Annotated in this window: 16 protein-coding genes and 1 tRNA gene; 4 read left to right on the top strand and 13 right to left on the bottom strand. The window is 71.7% G+C overall.

Features of this window, described 5'->3' with window-relative positions; translation table 11 throughout:
- Positions 1 to 1386 (top strand): hypothetical protein (locus A6A08_RS12855; protein WP_206780073.1); only part of this gene is annotated, 1386 nt, incomplete at its 5' end.
- A 361-nt stretch (positions 1387 to 1747) separates the two neighbouring features.
- Positions 1748 to 1807: transfer RNA gene (locus A6A08_RS27955), tRNA-Leu, on the top strand.
- A 104-nt stretch (positions 1808 to 1911) separates the two neighbouring features.
- Here A6A08_RS27955 and A6A08_RS12865 read toward each other — a convergent pair.
- The 7 genes from A6A08_RS12865 to A6A08_RS12895 form a co-directional block, all read right to left on the bottom strand.
- Positions 1912 to 2700, bottom strand: a complete 789-nt coding sequence (locus A6A08_RS12865; RefSeq protein ID WP_083609094.1) for a hypothetical protein — start codon at positions 2698 to 2700, stop codon at positions 1912 to 1914.
- Between the two features lie 134 nt (positions 2701 to 2834).
- Complete coding sequence (locus tag A6A08_RS12870) at positions 2835 to 4820, bottom strand: glycoside hydrolase family 127 protein (RefSeq protein WP_073702831.1); 1986 nt, start codon at positions 4818 to 4820, stop codon at positions 2835 to 2837.
- Positions 4821 to 4935: 115 nt separating this feature from the next.
- Positions 4936 to 7608 (bottom strand): cellulosome protein, encoded by a 2673-nt coding sequence (locus A6A08_RS12875; protein WP_143181751.1) that lies wholly within the window; start codon positions 7606 to 7608, stop codon positions 4936 to 4938.
- 480 nt (positions 7609 to 8088) lie between these two features.
- Positions 8089 to 9375 (bottom strand): Ig-like domain-containing protein, encoded by a 1287-nt coding sequence (locus A6A08_RS12880; RefSeq protein ID WP_073702833.1) that lies wholly within the window; start codon positions 9373 to 9375, stop codon positions 8089 to 8091.
- 197 nt (positions 9376 to 9572) lie between these two features.
- Positions 9573 to 9974, bottom strand: a complete 402-nt coding sequence (locus A6A08_RS12885; RefSeq protein WP_143181752.1) for a hypothetical protein — start codon at positions 9972 to 9974, stop codon at positions 9573 to 9575.
- 127 nt (positions 9975 to 10101) lie between these two features.
- Complete coding sequence (locus A6A08_RS12890; protein WP_073702835.1) at positions 10102 to 10956, bottom strand: CPBP family intramembrane glutamic endopeptidase; 855 nt, start codon at positions 10954 to 10956, stop codon at positions 10102 to 10104.
- A gap of 129 nt (positions 10957 to 11085) precedes the next feature.
- Positions 11086 to 11505, bottom strand: coding sequence for a universal stress protein (locus A6A08_RS12895; protein ID WP_338013126.1), 420 nt, complete (start codon positions 11503 to 11505; stop codon positions 11086 to 11088).
- 242 nt (positions 11506 to 11747) lie between these two features.
- On the opposite strand from A6A08_RS12895, the gene A6A08_RS12900 reads away from it, so the two are divergent.
- The gene (locus tag A6A08_RS12900) at positions 11748 to 12449 is read left to right on the top strand and encodes a pyridoxamine 5'-phosphate oxidase family protein (RefSeq protein WP_073702836.1); all 702 of its coding nucleotides are present in this window, start codon (positions 11748 to 11750) and stop codon (positions 12447 to 12449) included.
- 53 nt (positions 12450 to 12502) lie between these two features.
- Here the strand turns inward: A6A08_RS12900 and A6A08_RS12905 are convergent, their stop codons facing one another.
- The gene (locus tag A6A08_RS12905) at positions 12503 to 12787 is read right to left on the bottom strand and encodes a hypothetical protein (RefSeq protein WP_073702837.1); all 285 of its coding nucleotides are present in this window, start codon (positions 12785 to 12787) and stop codon (positions 12503 to 12505) included.
- 143 nt (positions 12788 to 12930) lie between these two features.
- Between A6A08_RS12905 and A6A08_RS12910 the strand changes: the two genes are divergently transcribed.
- Positions 12931 to 13404, top strand: a complete 474-nt coding sequence (locus A6A08_RS12910; protein WP_073702838.1) for a hypothetical protein — start codon at positions 12931 to 12933, stop codon at positions 13402 to 13404.
- A 215-nt stretch (positions 13405 to 13619) separates the two neighbouring features.
- Here the strand turns inward: A6A08_RS12910 and A6A08_RS12915 are convergent, their stop codons facing one another.
- From A6A08_RS12915 to A6A08_RS12935, 5 genes are all read right to left on the bottom strand, one after another.
- Entirely contained in the window at positions 13620 to 13823 is a 204-nt protein-coding gene (locus A6A08_RS12915; RefSeq protein WP_073702839.1) for a cold-shock protein, read from the bottom strand.
- Between the two features lie 245 nt (positions 13824 to 14068).
- Entirely contained in the window at positions 14069 to 16408 is a 2340-nt protein-coding gene (gene yicI, locus A6A08_RS12920; protein WP_073702840.1) for an alpha-xylosidase, read from the bottom strand.
- 55 nt (positions 16409 to 16463) lie between these two features.
- Positions 16464 to 17327: a carbohydrate ABC transporter permease gene (locus tag A6A08_RS12925; RefSeq protein WP_073702841.1), complete on the bottom strand. Its 864-nt coding sequence runs from the start codon at positions 17325 to 17327 to the stop codon at positions 16464 to 16466.
- Positions 17324 to 18223 (bottom strand): carbohydrate ABC transporter permease, encoded by a 900-nt coding sequence (locus A6A08_RS12930; RefSeq protein WP_073702842.1) that lies wholly within the window; start codon positions 18221 to 18223, stop codon positions 17324 to 17326. The genes A6A08_RS12925 and A6A08_RS12930 overlap by 4 nt, the downstream gene beginning before the upstream one ends.
- Positions 18224 to 18225: 2 nt before the next feature.
- Positions 18226 to 19473: a sugar ABC transporter substrate-binding protein gene (locus A6A08_RS12935; RefSeq protein ID WP_073702843.1), complete on the bottom strand. Its 1248-nt coding sequence runs from the start codon at positions 19471 to 19473 to the stop codon at positions 18226 to 18228.
- Positions 19474 to 19517 lie beyond the last annotated feature (44 nt).

The raw sequence follows: 19517 nt of genomic DNA on the forward strand, positions 1-19517 counted from the left end.
GGGGTGGTTCTGCGCAGTCGGCGCGAGCCTGTGACCTGCACTTTCAGGATGAAAAAGGCTCACTCTTTGTCTGAGCTGGAAGCAACCCTGCGACGTCTTGTTGATTCGTCGTCCGTGGCAGTGACTTCAGGAGACCGCCTCGCTGGAAAGGTCGGAGCGGCGATCACCCGGGACGACGAGCGCCATAAGGAAAAGCAACAGGAACCGCCGCGCCGGAAACCACGACTCGCCCCTCTTCCTCAGATGAAGAGGGCATCCGTCGGTGTGGCTCCTCTGAGCGTTTTCCATGCTCTGGGAAGGGCGATCTCTCTGGACAGGCAGGGATCGGCCCGAGGACTCGCCGAGCACTGGGGCTGCCTGAAGTACGCGCTGGCACTGGACGGGAGCCAGAAGCAGGACCACATGACACTGTCAGCGGAGGGGCGGTCCACCCAGCGCCAGCACAAGACAGTCCAGGCCCACGAACTCGGCATCGGTTTCGGGGTCGCGGCTGTCGAGCACATCCTTCGGGAGCGCTATCGAGACCACCGTGTCTCCATCGTCCCCGCGGAAGTCGCCCTGCGTGCAGGATGGCCGCTGACGGGCCTGCGGTACCGTCCTCGTTTCTTCGCCGAGGTGTGGCGGCCGGGGGAGCGGGCCAAGGTCTTCCCCGTCGTCTGCAAGGGGCACCACGGTCGTCAGAGTTCTTCGTATCCGCAACTGGCCTCCGCTTCGGCCCACGTGGAGGCGGTGCACATCGGCCCGTGGAACGAGACCCCAGCCCTGGTTCTGAGCACGGAACTGAGCATGAAGGGGTCGATCGTCGTACACGCGCTTGCCGCAGGCGGCGATGGGGGAGTCCTTCCGGCAGGGGAGGAGGAGTTGAACTCCTCGTCGCGTGACCTCTCCATGCCCCCTCAGATCACCAAACCTGCCGAGGGCGGTGCCCGCGAGGAAGGTCTGCCCGGCTTTCACGTGCTCCCTCAGCACACCGGGTGGTTCCGGACGGTCCTGGCCCGTACGGACGCCGCCGGACTGGTGGCTTTCACCGGTGACAGCAGTGCCACCGCGCCCCACCTCACCAAGCATCAGGGGCGTGAGTACTACACGCGGCAGTCGCATGCCGCCATCAGTAGTGTCCGAAACATAGAACACACGCTTCTCGATATCCCTTGTGTGGGAACCGAACACGTGTTCCGCCTCAACGGTGAACGCGTCGAGGCCTTCTCCGGACTCGCCGAAGACCTGTTCAACGCCCTTGCACAGGGCCGCGTGGACAAGTACCGGCGCGAAGTCGATGCCCAGTACGCGCGCCATCCCTATGCGCGGTGGGACCGGTCCTGGGAGGGTGCGGTCTCTGTGCGGCCAGACGGGTCCGTGCTGGCGATTCGCCGCCTCAAACCCTAGAGACGCTGTCGGAGAGACAGGAAAACCTGTTGAGGGGCTCTGGCGGAGCAGCGCGGGTCTGGCAGGACGGGATCGCCCTGCAGGGAAGTCTGAGCGCCTTCCGCTCGGGCATTTCAGGGTGAGCAGGTGTGCCGGTGCCACTCAGTCGGCCTTGACCACCCCACCCGCTGCATGACACAGATCTCCACCAAGGCCCCTGCCCGCCACGTGGAAGACGAGAGCGCCCTTGGTGGGGTGGAGGTGGGGTTGAAAGAGGGGCGCCCGTGGGCGCCCCTCAGTGACCGTTCCCGTTGTCTGATGGCCGGGACTCGCGTCCTGGCCGGGGTTTTCGTGTTGCTGAGCGACCTTCCCTGACTTCCAGCGGCTTGGTGCAGCTTGACTGGGGGTCAAGGGGTCGTGGGTTCAAATCCCGCCGTCCCGACAGAGAAGCAGCAGTTCGGCGAGGGGCTCACCTGATGGTGGGCCTCTTTCCGCGTTCCAGGTGGGGGCGGACGGGGGCCGCCCCTGGAGCAGGCCGTGGCTCCGTCACAGAGCGCGGACCGTGAGCACCAGCGGGGTTCGGACGCCGTGCTGCGCGCCGGCCTCGGCCAGGAACGCGGTCAGCCATCCCAGAGCGTCCAAGGACCACTCGGCGAGGGTTCCGTGGACGGTCGCGCGGTGGCGGCCGGGGCCGTTCCACAGGTGGTCGGCGATGCCGGGGACGAGCCCCGCGGCCGCGTCGGCGTCCCCTAGCGCGGGTGCGGTGTCGCACGAGAAGACGCGCTGCTCGAACGTGCGCATCCACGACAGCATCCGGGGCGCCGCGTCGACGATGGAGGGGGCCTGCCCGCCGTCCAGGGTGACCTGGATCCGTCGGGCCAGGTGCGGGTCGGTGCCGGCGAGCCAGTCGGCGTCCTGGAGCAGGCTCAGCACGGCCGGTGCGGCGGTGCGCCCCGCCGCGGCACGGATCGGCGCGGGCACGAGGATCTGCAGTGCGTGCAGGTCCAGGGTGCCGATCCGTGCCGCGACGTCGCCGATGCAGGACAGGAACGGCTGGGTCGGCAACGGCCGGTCGGCCGCCGACCCGGTCAGCGACACCTGGAACCAGAGCCTGCGTGTCAGCGGACCTGGGGTGTTCGCCTCGTCATCCTGGCCGGCGTCGTTCATGCCCCACAGACCGCCGTGGGCGTCGGGCGCGGCATCGGTGAGCCACGCCATCGCCGAGGACCGGGCGAAGAACAGGCTGTAGGCATCGGAGGAAGCGGTGCCCGGATCGCGCCGGGGGTGCACCGCGAGTTCTCCGTGGAGTGCCGCCAGCATCGTGTCCCCGCCCATGCCCGGTACCTCCTTCGGATTCCCTCAGTGCTCGCAGTCGGTGCCGCGGGTGTTGGTGAGTATGCCCGGACGTCGATCACCCCGGCCGGGCCCGCGCCGGCTCCGCGGCGTCGCGTGGGGACGACTTGTTTAATCTACGTCGTAAAGGCAGTCGGGCATGAAGAATCCGGAAGATGGTAGGAGGCCACCGGCAGCCAGACCCGCATGGCGGTCGGTCCGCGCTCGGCCCACTGGTGGTACGGGGAGAGCGTGAACCCGGCGGCGATGGCGCCGCCGTCCCCCGCCTCGGCCCGCCCGCCGTACGGCCAGGTTCCCCCGCGGTCCGTCCCGGCGCCGGCCAGACCGCGGACCAGGACGCGGCCGTCCCGCTCCACGGGCGGCACGGAGGTGTCGACCAGGACACCGTCGAGGTCGACGCCCGTGGGCAGGTCGACCGACTCCGCGCAGTACACGAGTGGGCCCCGCTCCACGGCCACGCAGCCGCGGACGGCGTCGATCCGGGGATCGGGCCAGGTGAAGCGCGGTTCCATCGGAAGGCGGAGGCGGATCTCCTCGCCCGCGGCGAACTCCCGGTCGACGACCGCGAGCCCGGGTTCCACCCGGCGGTGCCTTCCGCCCTCCTCCAGCACCGCGTCCCCGGCCCACGACGGCACCCGCATCCGCAGGACCGCCACTCCCGGCGGCGGGTCCGTGACGCGGACGGTGACGAGTCCGTCGTACGGGTACCCGGTCTCGACCTCCACGCCGAGGACCCGGCCCCCGCCCAGATCCGCGGTGATCCGCGCGGTGGCGTACTGCAGCAGGGTCAGTCCACCCTCCCCGACACCGGCGGCGTAGGCGTGCCACGTGGCGAGGGTGCGGGCGATGTTCGTGGGGCAGCACGACACGTCGAACCACGGTGCCCGGACGCCGCTCTCCGCGCGCGGGCTGACGGCGCCGGGGTCCGGCGCACCCGCCGCCGCGACACGCTGGTGCAGGGGGTTGGCGTAGAAGAACGCCCGGCCGTCGGCGCTCGGCGCGGCCGCCACCACGTTGAAGAACGTCCGCTCGATCAGATCGGCGTAGCGCACGTCGCCGGTGGCCAGGTACAGCCGCCACGACACCATGACCGAGGCGATCCCGGCGCAGCTCTCGCAGTAGGCGCGGTCCGGGGGCAGTTCCCAGTCCTCGCCGAAGCCCTCGTCCTGGTGGCGCGAGCCCATGCCTCCGGTGACGTGGGTGCGCCGGGCCACCGTGTGCTCCCACTGGCCCTCGACGGCCGCCAGGAGTTCCCGGTCGTCGTACTCGGCCGCCACGTCCACGGCCGCCGCCGAGAGGTAGAGGGCGCGGACGGCGTGGCCGCGCCAGGCGTGCGCGGAGCGGACCGGCACGTCGTCCTGGAAGTAGGGGCTGCCCAGGGGGACCCGGTCCCCGCGCAGGGTGCCGTGTCCGCGCCGTTCGAGGAAGATCCGGGCCTGTTCGACGTAGCGCTCCTCGCCGAGCGCGCGGCCCAGCTCCACCAGCGCGGCCTCGATCTCCGGGTGTCCGCACAGGCCCTGTACCCCGTCGGCGCCGAAGGTGTCGCAGACGTGGTCGGCGGCCCGCCGGGCGATCTCCACCAGAGCGTCCGGTCCCGTGGTGCGCAGTCTGGCCACCGCCGCCTGCAGCAGGTGCCCGGTGCAGTACAGCTCGTGCCCCGTTTCGAGGTCGCCGTACCTGGGCGGCCGGCCCGCGTGCCCGTAGCAGGTGTTGAGGTAGCCGTCGTCGTCCTGGGCGCGGCCGACGCGGTCGGTGAGCCGGCGCACGGCCTCGTCCACCTCGGGACGGCCGGTCCTGCCGTACTCCCAGCACAGGGCTTCGAGGAGTTTGTAGACCTCGGAGTCGGAGAAGCACCAGCCGGGCCGGTCCGGGCCCGTCGTGCCCTCGGCGACACGGTCGAAGTTGGCCAGCCAGCCCAGCCGCTCCATCCACTCCTCGCAGTGCCGGAGCGTCGCGGAGGCGTTGGTCTCCTGCCTCCTTCCCCAGAACCCGGGCCCCAGGGTGATCTCGCCGAGGCCGAGCGGGCGGAGCCGGCCACGGGACGGGACGACCGGGCGCCCGCCCGTGGGATCGCTCGGGGCGGCTGCCTCGTGGTCGGTCACACGTGCTCCTCGTGGTCGTGCGGTCGGCCCGGAGGTCCGGTGCCTTCGGCGTGACGGTGTCCGGTGGCGCCGCCCTCCTGCGCGGCGAGCGGCGCCTGGTCGGCCGGGACGGTCCTCACGGCCGTCCCAGAGGACCGCTGGCGAACTCGGTGAGGGTGATGTTGTCGATCACCGGGGCGTACGGGGACCGCAGCAGGAAGTCCGGCCAGGTGTGCGAGGCGTAGGTCCCGCCGTCGAGGCCGGGCCGCTCCTCGGCGGAGAACGTGATGGTGTTCGCCCCCCTCGCCAGTTCCACCGGTACGGTCAGAACCCGGAAGTCGTTCTCGTGGAACGACGGCGGGAACAGGACGGTCCCGGGCTCCGCGCCGTTGACCGAGACGTCGGCGTGCCGTGCGACCGGGTTGGGGTTGTAGTGCGTCGTCGGCGACGTCTCCGGGTTGGAGTACCGGATGCGCATGGCGTGGGTGCCGGCCCCGCGGGCCTGGACGTCGAAGGTGAGCGTGTTCGTGTTCCCCGGTTCGCCGCCGATGCCGGTGACCGCGGTCCCGGTACTGGCCAGGGAGAGCTCCGCGGCCTCCGCGGTGCCGTCGGTCCGGGCCTCCTCGGCCTGGTAGGTCTTTGACGCCAGGTGCCCGCTGGTCGGGGTGATGTCGATGCGGTCGACCAGCAGGGCGGGCCCCGTGCCGGTGAGGGTGACCTTGTTGATCCCGCCGGAGAGGGAGACCGCCACCGAGGTCGGACCGGGTCCGACGCGCAGGATGGCGCGCCCGTTGACGGCGAGGTCGGCCCGGCCGCCCCCGAGGGTGCGCACGTCGATGGTGGCCTCGGCGTCATCGGCCGAGTAGGCCCAGAAGGTCACGGTGTCGTCGGAGCCGAGCTCCACCGCGCCCGCCCCGGACGTGCCGCTCCACCGGAGCCGCGGGTCCCGGTAGACCGGCGTGGCGCCGTCCAGCTGAGCCAGTTCGGCCTGGTAGACGGCGGTGGCCGCGTCCGGGGCGGGCAGGGCCAGGGTGATGCGGTCGATGATCGCGTCGCCCCGGGTGGCACCGGATCCGTCGAGGCTGCGCGCGGCGAGGCTGATGACGTTCTCGCCCGCCTCCAGTTCGACGGTGGTCCCGGTCCGGTCCCAGACCACCCACTTGTACGCGAGCGGCAGGAGGAGCTCCTGCTCGGCCGCGCCGTTGACCCGGAGGAAGACGTTGGTGGGACCCTGCTCCCGGACGAGGTCGTGGGTGTGGAGCGAGTTGGCGAAGACGCTCAGGTCGTAGGCGCCCGCCTCGGGCACGTCGACGGTGAAGTCGAGGACGCCGTCCGACCCGGTCCGCAGTCCGCCGACGTCGTATCCGCCGGAGGTGTGGGACTTCGAGACGTCCGACGGCGACCCCTCCGGGCCGTTGCGGCTGTAGCCGCTGCCGGTGTACTCGGCGTCCTCAGCCTCGAACGAGCCGGTCCACAGGTTCGGCGGGGTCTCCGCGGGAGTGCCGTCGCCGGCCGGGGTGAGGACGACCTCGTACGCCGACGCCTCCCTGAGCTCGGGGAGGGGACCGCCGAAGTCGAGGGCGACGGAGCCGTCCCGGACCGGGAGGACCTGTTCGGTGACGAGTTCGGGCGGGCCCGAGTCGCCGAGCTGCCCGGTCCAGGGGATCTCCCGCACCCACGCGTGGACCTCGGTGCCGAGGACCTCCTCCGGGACGTTCTCGAACTCGATCCGCGCCGCCCCGCCGGCGCCGCCGAACAGCGCGCGGACCCGGGCCTGCTCCTCGTCGAGCGCGGCGAGGCCCTGGAGCGTGTAGTCCGTCCCGGGGGAGGGCGGGGTCACCTCGACGGTGTGCCCCGTCATCCTGCTGTAGGAGTTGTACAGCCACCACTGGCCGTTGGCCCGGTTGGCCTCGACGGAGGAGTCGGAGAGGTTGCCGTTGATGTTCCAGAAGGCGATCATCGCGTCGACCTTCGACTCCTCGATCGCCGACATCCACTGGACCATCTGGCCGGGCACGGAGGTGTGGTAGTTGAACGCGTACTCGTTGATGTTGACCGGAAGGACGGTCCCCTCGTACTCCGTGCCGGAGAAGGCCTCCTCCTCCCACCGGCGGTAGCGCGCGACGGAGGTCCGGACCTGCGCGGGGTGGCTGAGCTCGTGCCAGGTGATGACGTCCGGGACCGTGCCGGCCTTCGCGGTGTGTTCGAGGAAGCCCCTGACCTGGGGGTGGAGGATGCTCGTGTTCGGTCCGGAGATCCGGACACCGCCCAGCCCCTCCCTGATCACCGCGTGTGCCCGGTCCCAGGCGCGGAAGTAGCCGGCGGGGTCGTCGAGCCAGCTGGTGCCGTCGTAGCTCCACTCGCCGGTGCCGAACATGTTCCCCTCGGGCTCGTTGAACGGCTCGATGACGATGTTGTCCAGGTACTCGGGGGCCAGCCGCCGGATCTGGTCGAGCTGGCTCCGGAGCACGCCCATGTAGTGCGAGAGCCGCTCTTCGGGGGTCTCGCCCGGCCACTGGTAGGGGAAGCCGCGGTAGTGGTCCGTGGTGCGGACGTAGACGTCGCCGCCCGTCGCGTCGGCCAGCGGTCCGACGACCTCCAGGGCGTCCGAGCCGGGGTGCTGGGCACCGTCCTGGCCCTTGGTGGCCACGGTGCGCACCCCCATGCCCTCGATGATGTTGGCGGTCGGCAGCCCGGGGCCGTAGAGGCCGTAGAGCGAGCCGGCGGCGCCCCCGTGGAAGGCCCCGGTGTCGGTGCCCAGGTCGATGGAGAGCCATCCGCCCCGGGGCGTGGTGGCCGACGCGGTCACGGGCCGCTCCCCGCCCGTGACGGCTGCTGCCGGGACCGTGCTGTCGGACGGGCGTCCTGGCCTCGGTGGCGGCATCCTCGCTGCTCCTGACTCATCGCTTGCGGTGGGTCCCGTGTCCTCGCCCGGCAGGCGTGCGGGGACGCGTCCCTCCTCGCCCACGTCGTGGGCGTCGAACCGGTCCGGCGGACGGCCTGTCGGACCCCTCGCCGTCCCGGTCGTGTGCCCGGTGCGCGGAGTCCGTGTCCGTGGCGCTCAGTGTTAGCGCTCACATAACGTCGGTCAACCCCGGTTCGGCGACTCTTTACTCATCTGCGACCTTCGGGGGCGGGCGAGTCGGGCCGGGGCGAGGGCATCGAGCCGCCGACCGCCGGGCCCCTGCGTGCCCCGGGCGGCCCCGCCCGGCCACCGGGCACAGGGGCGTGCGGCGTGGCGCGGGACCGGGACCCGCGGGACGGCGGGCCCCGACAGGTACGGGCCGCCCTACTCGGCTTCGCCGTGCGGGGAGCCGGGGGTGCCGGGCTCACCCGTGTCGTCGGCCGTGCCGGTGGCGCTGCCGGCCAGCCACTCGTCCCAGGAGCGCTGCCAGTAGCCCCATCCGTTGTCGACCTCGAGTTCGCGGTCGGTCCCGGTGACGATCAGCGGGTCGCCCATGTAGGAGTTCTCGTAGAACCACTTGGCGTCGGCGGTGGACAGGTTGGGGCAGCCGTGGCTGAGGTTGGCCTCGCCGAGTTGGTCGTTCCACGGGGCGGCGTGGGTGAACTCGCCGCTGTCGGAGAAGCGGACGGCGTACTGGACGTCGAGCTTGTAGCCCTCGGGGCTGTCGACCGGGACGCCCACGGTGGAGGAGTCCATGACCAGGTCCTCGTACTTCTCCATGGTGAGGTGGGTGCCGCTGGTGGTGGTGTACCTCCTGACGTCGGCGCGGCCGATGCTGGTGGGGAAGTCCTTGACCTGCTGTCCGTCGCGTTCGACGGTCATGCGTTTGGTGTCGCTGTCGATGGTGCTGATCTGGGACCGGCCGACGGTGAAGTCGAGCTGGTGGTTCTCGATGCCGTAGACGCCGTCGCTCGCCTGGACGCCGGCCAGGCGCAGGTTCACGGTGACGTCCTGGTGGGGCTGCCAGTACTCCTGGGGGCGGAAGACCACCGTCTGGTCGCCGAACCAGTTCCAGGCCCCCTGCACCGGCTGCTCGGAGACCACCTCCATCGCCGACTCCACGCGCGCCTTGTTCTGTACGGGCAGGTCGAAATCGACGATGACGGGCATGCCCACGCCGACGGTCTGGCCGCTGACGGGAAGGTTCGAACGCAGTTCCAGGCGCCGGCCCGGGGTCGCGGCGAGCGTGGAGAACGCGCTGGTGAACTCGGCCTCCTCGCCGTCGGCGGACTCGGCGGTGGCGGTCACCGTGACATCGGCGCCGGGGGTCAGCGTCCAGTCACTGGTCCACGCGGTCCCGTCGCCGTTGAGGGAGCCGGTCATCTCGTCGGCACCGGAGCCCTCCTGTCCGGCCGTCGCGACCCGCACGTCGATGAGGGTGCCTCCCTCGGCCTCGACGGTGATCGGCAGGTCGGGCCGTACGTCGGTCGCGCCGTCCTCGGGGGAGATCCGGACGGTGACCGGATCGACGGTGTCCTGGGTGTCCTGCGGTTCCTCGCCGCCCGAGGTGTCGGGTCGTGGGGTTGAGCACGCGGTCGCGCCCAGCACGCTCAGGGCGAGCAGACCGAGTGCGAGGCGTCTGTTCGGGGTGGCAGGGGTGGTTTCCGTCATCGTGGATGCTCCGTGTGGGGTTCGGGGCCGCTGCTTCGCGGGGACAGGGACGCCCGGGAGGACGTGGAGGGGCGGGGAGGGCCGGTGGCGGTGCCGCTCGGTCCGGTCGAAGGTCGGGACCGTGGCCGGGGCCCGGTGCGGACAGGAGGCCGTGGTGCGGCGGCTGCGTGCGGAGAACGGGAGGGTGCCCGGGCCGGTCAGATCCGCTGTACGCAGAGGGACAGGAGCAGCCGCGCCCCGCTCCAGGGAACGGCGTCGGCGGCCGGGTGCCGCCACGGGAGCGCGAGTGGAGGGGGCACCCGCGCCAGGGGCGTGCCGGCGCCGAGGCCCAGCAGCACGGCCTCCGCGGTCGCGGAGGTGCGCTGTTCGGCGCCGGCGCTCGGATCCGTCCGACACAGATGGTGCTCTTGCGCGGTGCCGTCGGCAAGGGGAGCGCCGGCTGCCGTCGCCGGTCCGGTGACGGCGGCCCTGTCGGCCTCCGCCACCGCGGCGGTGTCCATCGCGTCCGCGGCGCAGAAGAAGCGGGCGACGAACAGCAGCGGCAGCAGCACGGCCCACGTTCCGAGCCGCCAGAGCTGCCTCGGGATCATCGCCAACACGGCACGAACCCTACCCAAGGAGTCCGGGGACGAACGTCGTCAGGCCGCGCCGCCGTACCGCCGAAGCGTCCTCACGGGGGGTGGAAGCGGTGGGGCGCCGGAGGGCGGGTCCTCTTGCGCCGGGCGGTCACGCGGGATCGGGGACGCGCCCGCCCCAGCTCCCCTCGCCCCGCGTGAGCAGCGCCGTCACCAGGACGCCGAACACGAAGGGGCCGAGGAAGACCGCCGCCATCAGGAGTCCCCGGTCGCCCTCGACGGTGAACAGGTGCCCGTTCAGCAGGCTCTGCGCCGCGGTCTGGAAGGCCAGGTGGAATCCCACGCAGGCCCACACGTCGCGCGTGATCAGCCGGATGCAGCCCAGGACCACGCCCATGCCGAGGAAGAGCGGGAGCCGCTCGGGCACCACGCCCCACCCGGCGTCGGGGATCCACAGTGCCAGGCCGAACACGGTGAAGAGCACGGCCTGGGAGAGCACCGCGAGCCATCCCGGCATGACGGTGTGGAGGTTGCGTTGAAGGTAGCCGCGGAAGACCAGCTCCTCCGGGACGGCCTCGAACAAGAGCACCAGGACCACCAGCGCGGCCATGGTCGCCGCGGTCTCGGCCGGAGGCCGGTTCGCGACGATCCCCACCCACCCCGGAGCCAGGGCCACGGCGAGCCCCAGCAGGCCCGGAACCAGCCAGGACGCCGCACCCACCAGGAACGGCGCCCATCCCCGGCGCGGACCGGTGAGAAGGAGCCCGCTCCAGGGGCGCCGGTCCAGGTGGCGGCGGGCCAGCCACACCATGGGCACGGCCAGCACGAAGACGGTCAGGGCGTTCATCCAGTGCCGGAGGCCGGCCTGGGGCCCCTCGGGGAGGAGGGAGCCGGTCCACGCCATCACCTCCCAGACCAGGAGGGTCGCCGCCATGACGAGGGTGATCCGCAGGAGGAGGTGGGGCCTGCGTCCTTCCGCGGGGGGCGTTTCACTCGGAGGGTTCATGCTCCCAGCCTCCCCGGAGCGCCTCCGTGCCTCCATCGGGTACCTCCCTGGCTTTTCCCGGACTCCCGGACCCGGCGCCGTCCGCGGTCGGCCCGGGCGCCCGGTGACGGGCCCCGACCGGGCCGGTGGTCAGTCGCCGCTCTCCTGCGGACGGGGACGCACCACGGCCACCGGCACCCGGGCGTGGTGCAGCACCGACTGGCTGACCGAGCCCAGCAGCAGCCCGGCGAAGCCGCCGCGCCCCCGCGATCCCACGACGAGGAGGTCGGCGCCCTCGTCCCTGGACAGCAGGGCGTGGGCCGCCTGGTCCTCCACCACCGCGAAGCTCACGGGCACGTCTCCGGTGTGCTCGCCGCGCGCCTCCTCCACCACGGCGCGGACGTACCTGTCGGCGTGCACGGCGAGGTCCTCGCGGTCGGCGGCCTCCCTGGCCGCCCACTCCAGGGCCGCCCGACTCGCCGGCGAGCCGTCCACGCCCACGACGACGCCCGTCGTGTCGCGGTGCGCCGGTGCGTCTCCGCCGTCGCGGGTGCCGTCGGTGTCGTTCATGGCCTGATCCTTAGGGCTGTAGGTGTCTGGGACTGAGGTTCCGGCCTTCCGGGAAAGCATAGGGAGTGTCAACGCCGCCGTTCCCGTGTCGCAGGGCCCTTGGTCCCGAACCCCGGCGCCGCGAAGGGGGCCTTCTCCCCGGCTTCGGGCGACACCCCGGTTCCACGCGAGTGCCTTGCGTGACAACGCGTGAAGCGGGGCACGATGACCTGAGGAAACGACGAAGGGTCGAAGGAGGGGCGATGGGGCGGGAACGCGGTACGGGCGGTGGCGACATCGGGCGTCGCGCCGCCCGGCGCCGATCCGAACTGGGGATGAGTCGGGCCGAGGTGGCCGAGCGCGCCGGGATGGACCCCGGCTACGTGGAGTACCTGGAGGAGCAGCCGGCGCGTTTCAGCCAGGAGTCGCTGTACCACCTGGCGCACGCGTTGCGCACCTCTCCGGAACATCTGCTGGGGGCCGACACCGACACACCGCCCGGCAGCGCCTCCACCGCCGTACCCGACCCGGAGATACGGACGCTGACCGCCGAGGAGTGCCGGGCGCTCCTCGGCCCCGGCGGGGTGGGCCGCGTCGCCTTCGCCGACACCGCCGACACCGCGCCCGTCGTCCTGCCGGTCAACTACGTCCTCAGCGACGACGCGATGGTCTTCCGTACCGTGGCCGACGGCGTCATCGACCGCCACGTGCCCGGTCCGATGGCCTTCGAGGTCGACCGGCTCGACGGCGCCATGAGCGAGGGCTGGAGCGTGCTCGTGGCCGGGCGCGCCCGCCGTGTCGGCGGCGGGGCCGAGCTGGCCGCCCTGCGCGAGCACCACTTCCCGCGCCCGTGGGCGGGCGGTGAGCGTGAGGCCTGGGTCCGCGTCGAACCGGAGCGGATCACCGGGCGCCGCGTCGGCGGGCGCGGTGGGCGTGCGGACGGTGGGCCGGGGCGCCGGTACTGAGCGGATCCCGAACGCCCCACCGGTCCGCGCCGTCCGCACGGGTGCGTCCGCGCCTACTCGACTCCGCCCTCGACCGCCGCGCGGCCGGCCTCGGTCAGGCCGTCGAAGTACACGATCGTGTCCCTGCCGATGTTCTCCACCGCCCCGTCCCCGCCGGAGTACGAGACGCCGGCGAGGTAGCCCTTGCCGTCCACATGGCTCAGGACCGTCTGCACCGTGCTCATGGACCAGCCGGTCTCCCGGGCGAGGTCTCCCACGTTGACCGGAAGATCCCCCTTGCTGGACTTGACGTGCTGCGCGGCCCGGAGGAGTTCTTGTGCGTCGTCTCGGAAAGTCATACCGCTCATCCTCCCGTGTCGCGAAGGTGCGGGCCCCACCGGGACCCACGGCAGCGACACCGTCACCGCGGGTTTGCCGGTCCTCACCGGGGATAGGGGAGTCCCGCCACAAGGCGCACGAAGCCGACCTACGGGAGAAGGCCATGACCCATCTGCTGCGCGGCGCGATGGCCGGGGCCGCCGGGACCACGGCACTCAACACGGTCACCTACCTGGACATGGCGCTGCGGGCCAGACCCGCCAGCACGACTCCGGAGACGACCGTCCAGAGGATGGAGGAGCTGACCGGGGCGCGTCTGTCCGGGGCCGGGCGCGACTCCGAGGAGGACGCCAACCGGCGCTCGGGTATCGGCCCCCTGCTCGGGATCACCACGGGGGTGGTGGCGGGAGCGCTCTACGGCGCCGCGCGCTCCCGCTGGCCGCGGCTGCCGGTCTCCCTGCTCGCGGTCGGAGCCGGCGTCGCGGCCAACGTGGGCAGCACCGCGCCGATGGCCGCGCTCGGGGTCACCGACCCCCGCGAGTGGTCGGCCGCGTCGTGGATCTCCGACCTCGTGCCGCACCTGGCCTTCGGGGTGGTCACCGCGCTGGCCTACGAGTCGTTCGACGACGCGTCCTGAGAGCCGTCCGCGACCGTCCCCGGGGCCGTACGGTGTCCGTGTGGCCCCGCCGGGGCGGCGGGTGACGGTTCCGACGGGACCGGCCGCTCCCGACGGCGAGGGCCGCAGTCACCGCCCGCGCGGCGCACGAAAAAGCCGCCCCCCGCCTCGGGAAGGCGGGGGGCGGCCGGTGTCAAGGCAGGCGTGTCAGCCTCGCCGTGGCACGCACGGGCACCTTAGATGCCGCGGACCTGCTCGGCCTGCGGGCCCTTGGGGCCCTGCGTGACGTCGAACTCCACGCGCTGGTTCTCTTCCAGGTTGCGGAAGCCGCTGCCGTCGATGTTGCTGTAGTGGACGAAGACGTCCGGGCCGCCCTCATCCTGGCTGATGAAGCCGAAGCCCTTGTCGCCGTTGAACCACTTGACGGTTCCCTGAGCCATGTCTGTCTCCTGACAGTTGATGGGTACGAATCCGAGGTTCGAATCCGTGATCGCACTCGAAGTAGCGGCGCGCCCCACCAATCATGGCCGGACAACCGCCCGCGTCGACTCCCGCGAGCGTCAAACACAAGGTCAAACACCTACACAGAAAACTACGATCACTCAGTACAACAACACTCCCCGCCATGTATTCCGCCCCAGGAGCCCCAGTTCAAAAAAATCTGCGGCCGCCCCGGATCCCCGTGTCAGGGCAGGCGGAGACGGATGCGGGAGGTGCCGGCCGGGGCCGAGGCGAGGGTGCCGTCGTCCGTCGCGGCGACCTCCGTCGCGGGGTCCGCGGGTTCGGCGCCGTGCACACCGACCAGGAGGACCCTCCAACCGTGGGCGGGGGCGGCGTCGGCCTCCACGGTGATCCCGTCCCCGGAGCGCACGGTACGGAAGACCGCGGCGGCCGAGCCGTCGGCGGCCGGTACGACGGTGGGGGAGCCGGGCGGCGGGGCCGGGTCCCCGGCGCCGTACACGTGCAGGGTCAGCCCGTCCGTGTAGTCGTAGTCGGGCCGGTCGGACACCGCGCCGACGGGCAGGACGGCGTGGGGCCGCACCAGCAGGGGCAGGGAGTCGAACCCGTGGACCTCGCGGCGCCAGGCCGGCCCCCGCACGGTCTCGCCCGTGAGCAGGTGGGTCCACACGCCCTCGGGGACGTAGTACTCCACGGAGCCGTCCGGGCTCAGGACGGGGGCCACCAGGAGGTCATCGCCCAGCATGTACTGCGTGTCGAGGTGGTGGCAGGTCGGGTCGTCGGGGAACTCCAGCAGCATCGCGCGCATCACGGGCACGCCCCGCTGGTGGGCCTGCACGGCCGCGCCGAACAGGTAGGGCATGAGCCTGCACTTCAGCCGGGTGAACGTGCGGGCCACCCCGGTCGCCTCGTCGTCGAAGTCCCACGGCACCCGGTAGGAGCGGCTGCCGTGCAGCCTGCTGTGCGAGGAGAGCAGGCCGAACGCGAGCCACCGCTTGAACAGCGCGGGGTCGGGGGTGCCCTCGAAGCCGCCGATGTCGTGGCTCCAGAAGCCGAACCCCGACAGTCCCAGGGACAGCCCGCCGCGCAGGCTCTCCGCCATGGCCTCGAACGTCGAGGCGCAGTCGCCGCCCCAGTGCACCGGGAAGCCCTGGCCGCCCGCCGTGGCCGAGCGGGCGAAGAGGACGGCCTCTCCCTCCCCCCGCTCACGGAGCAGCAGGTCGAACACCGTCGCGTTGTAGAGCTGGGTGTAGTAGTTGTGCATGCCCTGCGGGTCGGAGCCGTCCGACCACACGACGTCGGTCGGGACCCGCTCGCCGAAGTCGGTCTTGAAGCAGTCCACGCCCATGTCCAGGAGGGGTTTGAGCTTGTCGGCGTACCACGCGCGGGCCTCCGGGGACGTGAAGTCCACCAGCGCCATCCCCGCCTGCCACATGTCCCACTGCCACACGGTCCCGTCCGGCCGCCGGACCAGGTGCCCCAGTCGGGCGCCCTCCTCGAACAGCGCCGACCGCTGGGCGATGTAGGGGTTGATCCAGACACAGGTCCGCAGCCCGCGGGCCTTGAGCCGGGAGAGCATGCCGACGGGGTCGGGGAAGACGTCCGGGTCCCACTCGAAGTCGCACCAGTGGAACTCGCGCATCCAGAAGCAGTCGAAGTGGAACACGCTGAGCGGCACGTCCCGGCTCACCATGCCGTCGATGAAGCGGTTCACCGTGTCCTCGTCGTAGGAGGTGGTGAACGACGTGGACAGCCACAGCCCGAACGACCACTGCGGAGGTAGCGCGGGACGGCCGGTGAGCGCGGTGTACCTGTCCAGGATCTCCTTGGGGCTCGCCCCGTGGACGACGTAGTACGTCAGGGCGTGGTCCTCGACGCTGAACTGCACGCGGCCCACCGACTCCGAGCCGACCTCGAAGGAGACCGGGCCGGAGTGCGCCACGAACACCCCGTAGCCGCGGTTGGTCAGGTAGAACGGCACGTTCTTGTAGGCCTGCTCACTGCTCGTGCCTCCGTCGGCCTGCCAGATGTCCACGGTCTGGCCGTTGCGCACGAACGGGGTGAAGCGCTCGCCCATGCCGTACACGAGCTCGCGGATCCCCAGCGACAGCTGCCCGAGCATGTGGTGGGCGCCGTCCGCGTCCTCGACGAAGCCGGTCCCCCGGGCGTCGACGCTGGTCAGCGTGGTGTCGCCGGCGCGGAACTCCATCCGCCAGGGGCCCTCGGTGCTCGCCCGCAGCGACAGCGCCCCGCTGGTCAGCTCGACGGCGGAGCCGTCCCGGCTCACCAGGGGAGCGGCGCCGGGGTCGCCGTGCACGTCGAACACCGGCGCGCGCCGGACCGACCCCGCCAGGTGCGTGGTCCGGACGCCGATCACGTCGGGGGCGGGCGACCAGCAGTCGACCGTGACCAGCGGTGTGTTGAGCGTGTCCCCGCGGTGCCGTATCGGGCGCACGGGGGCGTAGAGGGTGAACCGGTCGTCGTGTACTCGGACGTCGCGCGTCTCGCGCGCGTAGTGCGCGCGGACGCCCTCCCTCATCTGCCAGAAGCCGTCGGTGAACTTCATGGGTGGCTCTTCCCTCTCGTCTTCGTCTCGGTCCGCCGGTGGTGCGGGTGGTGGGTCACTTGATCGATCCGCCGGAGATTCCGGCCGCCACGTACTTCTGCGCGACGACCAGGAGTACCGCCGCGGGGATCGAGGAGAGGACGGCCACGGCCATGACGGCGCCCCAGTCGCCGACGTGCGCGCCGATGTACTCGTAGATGCCGAGCGTCACCGGCTTCACCGCGTCGGTCGTGTTCAGCGTCAGCGCGAAGAGGAAGTCCGACCACGCGAACAGGAAGGTGAACAGGCCGCCGGTGATCAGCGCGTTGCGGCTCATCGGCAGCACGACCGAGACCAGGACGCGCAGCCGTCCGCCGCCGTCGAGCATCCCGGCCTCGAGCACCTCCTCGGGGATGGACACCATGAACGCGCGCAGCAGGACGATCGTGAAGGGAAGGCCCAGGGACGCGTCGGCCAGGATCAGCCCGAGGTAGGAGTTGACCAGTTCCAGCTCGACGTAGGCGTTGTACAGCGCGTTCGCCACGACGATGCCCGGGACCATCTGGGTGATCAGCGTGCCGAACACGACCGTGTCCGCGCCGCGCAGCCGGAACCGCGCCAGGGCGTAGGCGGCCGGGGCGGCGACGGTCAGGCAGACCGCGACCGCGCCGAGCGCCACCAGGATCGAGGTGAGCAGGTTGCCCGCCTGCGACTCCCAGGCCCGCTGGAAGTTGCCGAGGTCGAGCGTGCTCGGGAACCAGCGCAGCTCGGCCATCGCGGCGCCCGGCTGCAGCGCCGTGTTGACCATCCAGTACAGCGGGAACAGCAGGACGGCCAGGACGAGGAGCCCGAACACGGTGCTCGCGGCCTCGCTCCGTGCCCTGCGCGTCATGAGCGGTCGCCGGGGCCGCGGGGCGGCGGTTCTGGCCAGGGCGCTCATCGGGCGGCACCTCCTCGGTTGGCGCGCAGGTAGATCACCGCGAACACCATGCTGATGACGATCAGGACGTTTCCGACGACGGCGCCCTGGCCGAAGTCGAGCTGGAGGAACGACAGCTGGTAGGTGAGGGTGCCCAGCGTCTCCGTGGAGTGCGCCGGCCCGCCGTTGGTGAGCGCCAGGATCAGGTCCAGGATCTTCACGGTCGACATGAAGCCCAGCACCAGCACCACGGTCACGACGGGCCGCAGCATGGGCAGGGTCACGCCGAAGAAGGTCCGGACGGGGCCGGCTCCGTCCAGGACGGCCGCCTCGCGCAGTTCCGCGGGGATCTCCTGGAGCCCGCCGTAGAGGATCACCATGTTGAAGGGGATGCCGATCCAGATGTTGACCAGCACGACCGACAGCAGCGCGTGGTCGGGACTGCTCAGCCAGGGAACGGCCGACGACGTGAGGTGCAGTGCCTGGAGCGACTCGTTCAGGACACCGGTCTCCTGGTCGAGGACCCGGCGCCAGACGGTGCCGGCCACGACCATGGGGATCAGCCACGGCAGCAGGAGCAGGGACCGCATGATCCCCGAGAGCGGGAACCGGCGGCTGAAGAAGACCGCGAGCGCCATGCCGATGCCGAACTGGCCCGCCAGCGATCCCAGCGTGAACACGAGGGTGTGCCACAGGGACGCGCCGAACAGCTCGTTGGCGAAGACGGCCCGCCAGTTCTCCAGGCCGTTGAACGGCGCCTTCCCCGTGAAGTACGTGGAGAACGTGTAGTCCTGGAAGCTCATCACCACGTTGCGGATCAGCGGGTATCCGAAGAACAGCAGCATGTACAGCAGCGCGGGGGCGATGAACAGCCACTTGGTGAGGTTGCCGCGCCGTCGCCGCGCGGTCGCCGTCATCGTCACGACCGGCCCTCCAGTTCCGCCTCGACGCGGGCCTGTGCCCTCTCCATCGCCTCCCGGGGGCTCGCCTCGCCCGTGAGCGCCGCCTGCAGCGCGGTGCCGATGGCCTGGGAGTAGGTGTTCCACTCGGTGCCGGCGTGCTCGGTCCTGCTGCGCGCCGTGCGGACCTGGTCCACGAACGGCGCCAGCTCCGGGACCTCCTCGCGGTACCGTTCGGCCGCCTCGGGGTCGACGGGCACGTTGCTGCCCTTGGTCGACCAGTCCAGCTGTGCCTCCGCCGTGGTCAGGCAGGCCACGAGTTCGGCGGCGACACGCTCGCGGCCGGGGTTCTCGGCGTTGACCGGCACGGTGAAGGTCGTCCCGCCGATCGGCGCGACCGAGGTGTCCCCGGCCTCGGGGACGGGGATCTCCGCCACGGCCCAGTCGAGCTCGGGGTGCTCCCGCAGGACCGGCAGCTGCCAGGGGCCGTTCACCATCATGGCCGTGTTGCCCGCGATGAACTGGTCGTTGACGTCGGCCTGCGTCCAGTTGACCACCGAGGGGGAGACCGACCCCTCCTCGACCAGGGAGGCGACGTACTCCAGCGCCTCCACCGACTCCTGCGAGGCGAGCTCCCTCTCGTCACCGCCGTTGGACCACAGCCACGGCAGGAACTGGTAGACGCCGTCCTCGGTGGACAGGGCGCTGACCGCGAGACCGTAGCGCCCGCCCCCGGTCAGCTCGGCGGCGGCGGTCCGCAGCTCCTCCCAGGTCCGCGGCGGCTCGACGCCCGCCTCCGCGAGGAGGGCCGTGTTGTAGAAGAGGCCGAGGGAGTTCACCGACCGGGCCGCGCCGTAGTACACGCCCTCGTAGCCGCCGATGGAGAGAGCGCCCTCGGAGAGGCCCTCCGTGGACAGGCCGAGGTCCTCCAGCGGGACCAGGCCGCCGGCGGACGCGAACTGCGGCAGGTCCGAGCCGTCGACGGAGAGGACGTCGGGCAGGGAGTCCGAGGAGGCCATCCTCAGGGCCTTGGGGACGAGCTGGTCGGCGGGCACGCTGATCTGGCGCACCTCCACCCCCGCCTGGGCCCCGCAGGAGTCCATGGCCTCCTGGTCCCAGGTGTGGTACGGCTCGTCGGTGCTGGAGTTCATGATCGTGTACACGTCCGGGTCGCGCTCGGCCGCGCAGCCGGTGCCCGCGAGGGCGAGCGCCAGGGCGCAGGCGGCCGCGGACACCGGTCGGGGCGGACGGTGGGGGTGTTCGTGCATCGGGGCCTCTTCGGCGGGGATGGGGGCGCAGCGGCCGCGTCGCG

Origin of the sequence: Nocardiopsis sp. TSRI0078 (assembly GCF_001905145.1) — a bacterium.
GTDB lineage: Bacteria > Actinomycetota > Actinomycetes > Streptosporangiales > Streptosporangiaceae > Nocardiopsis.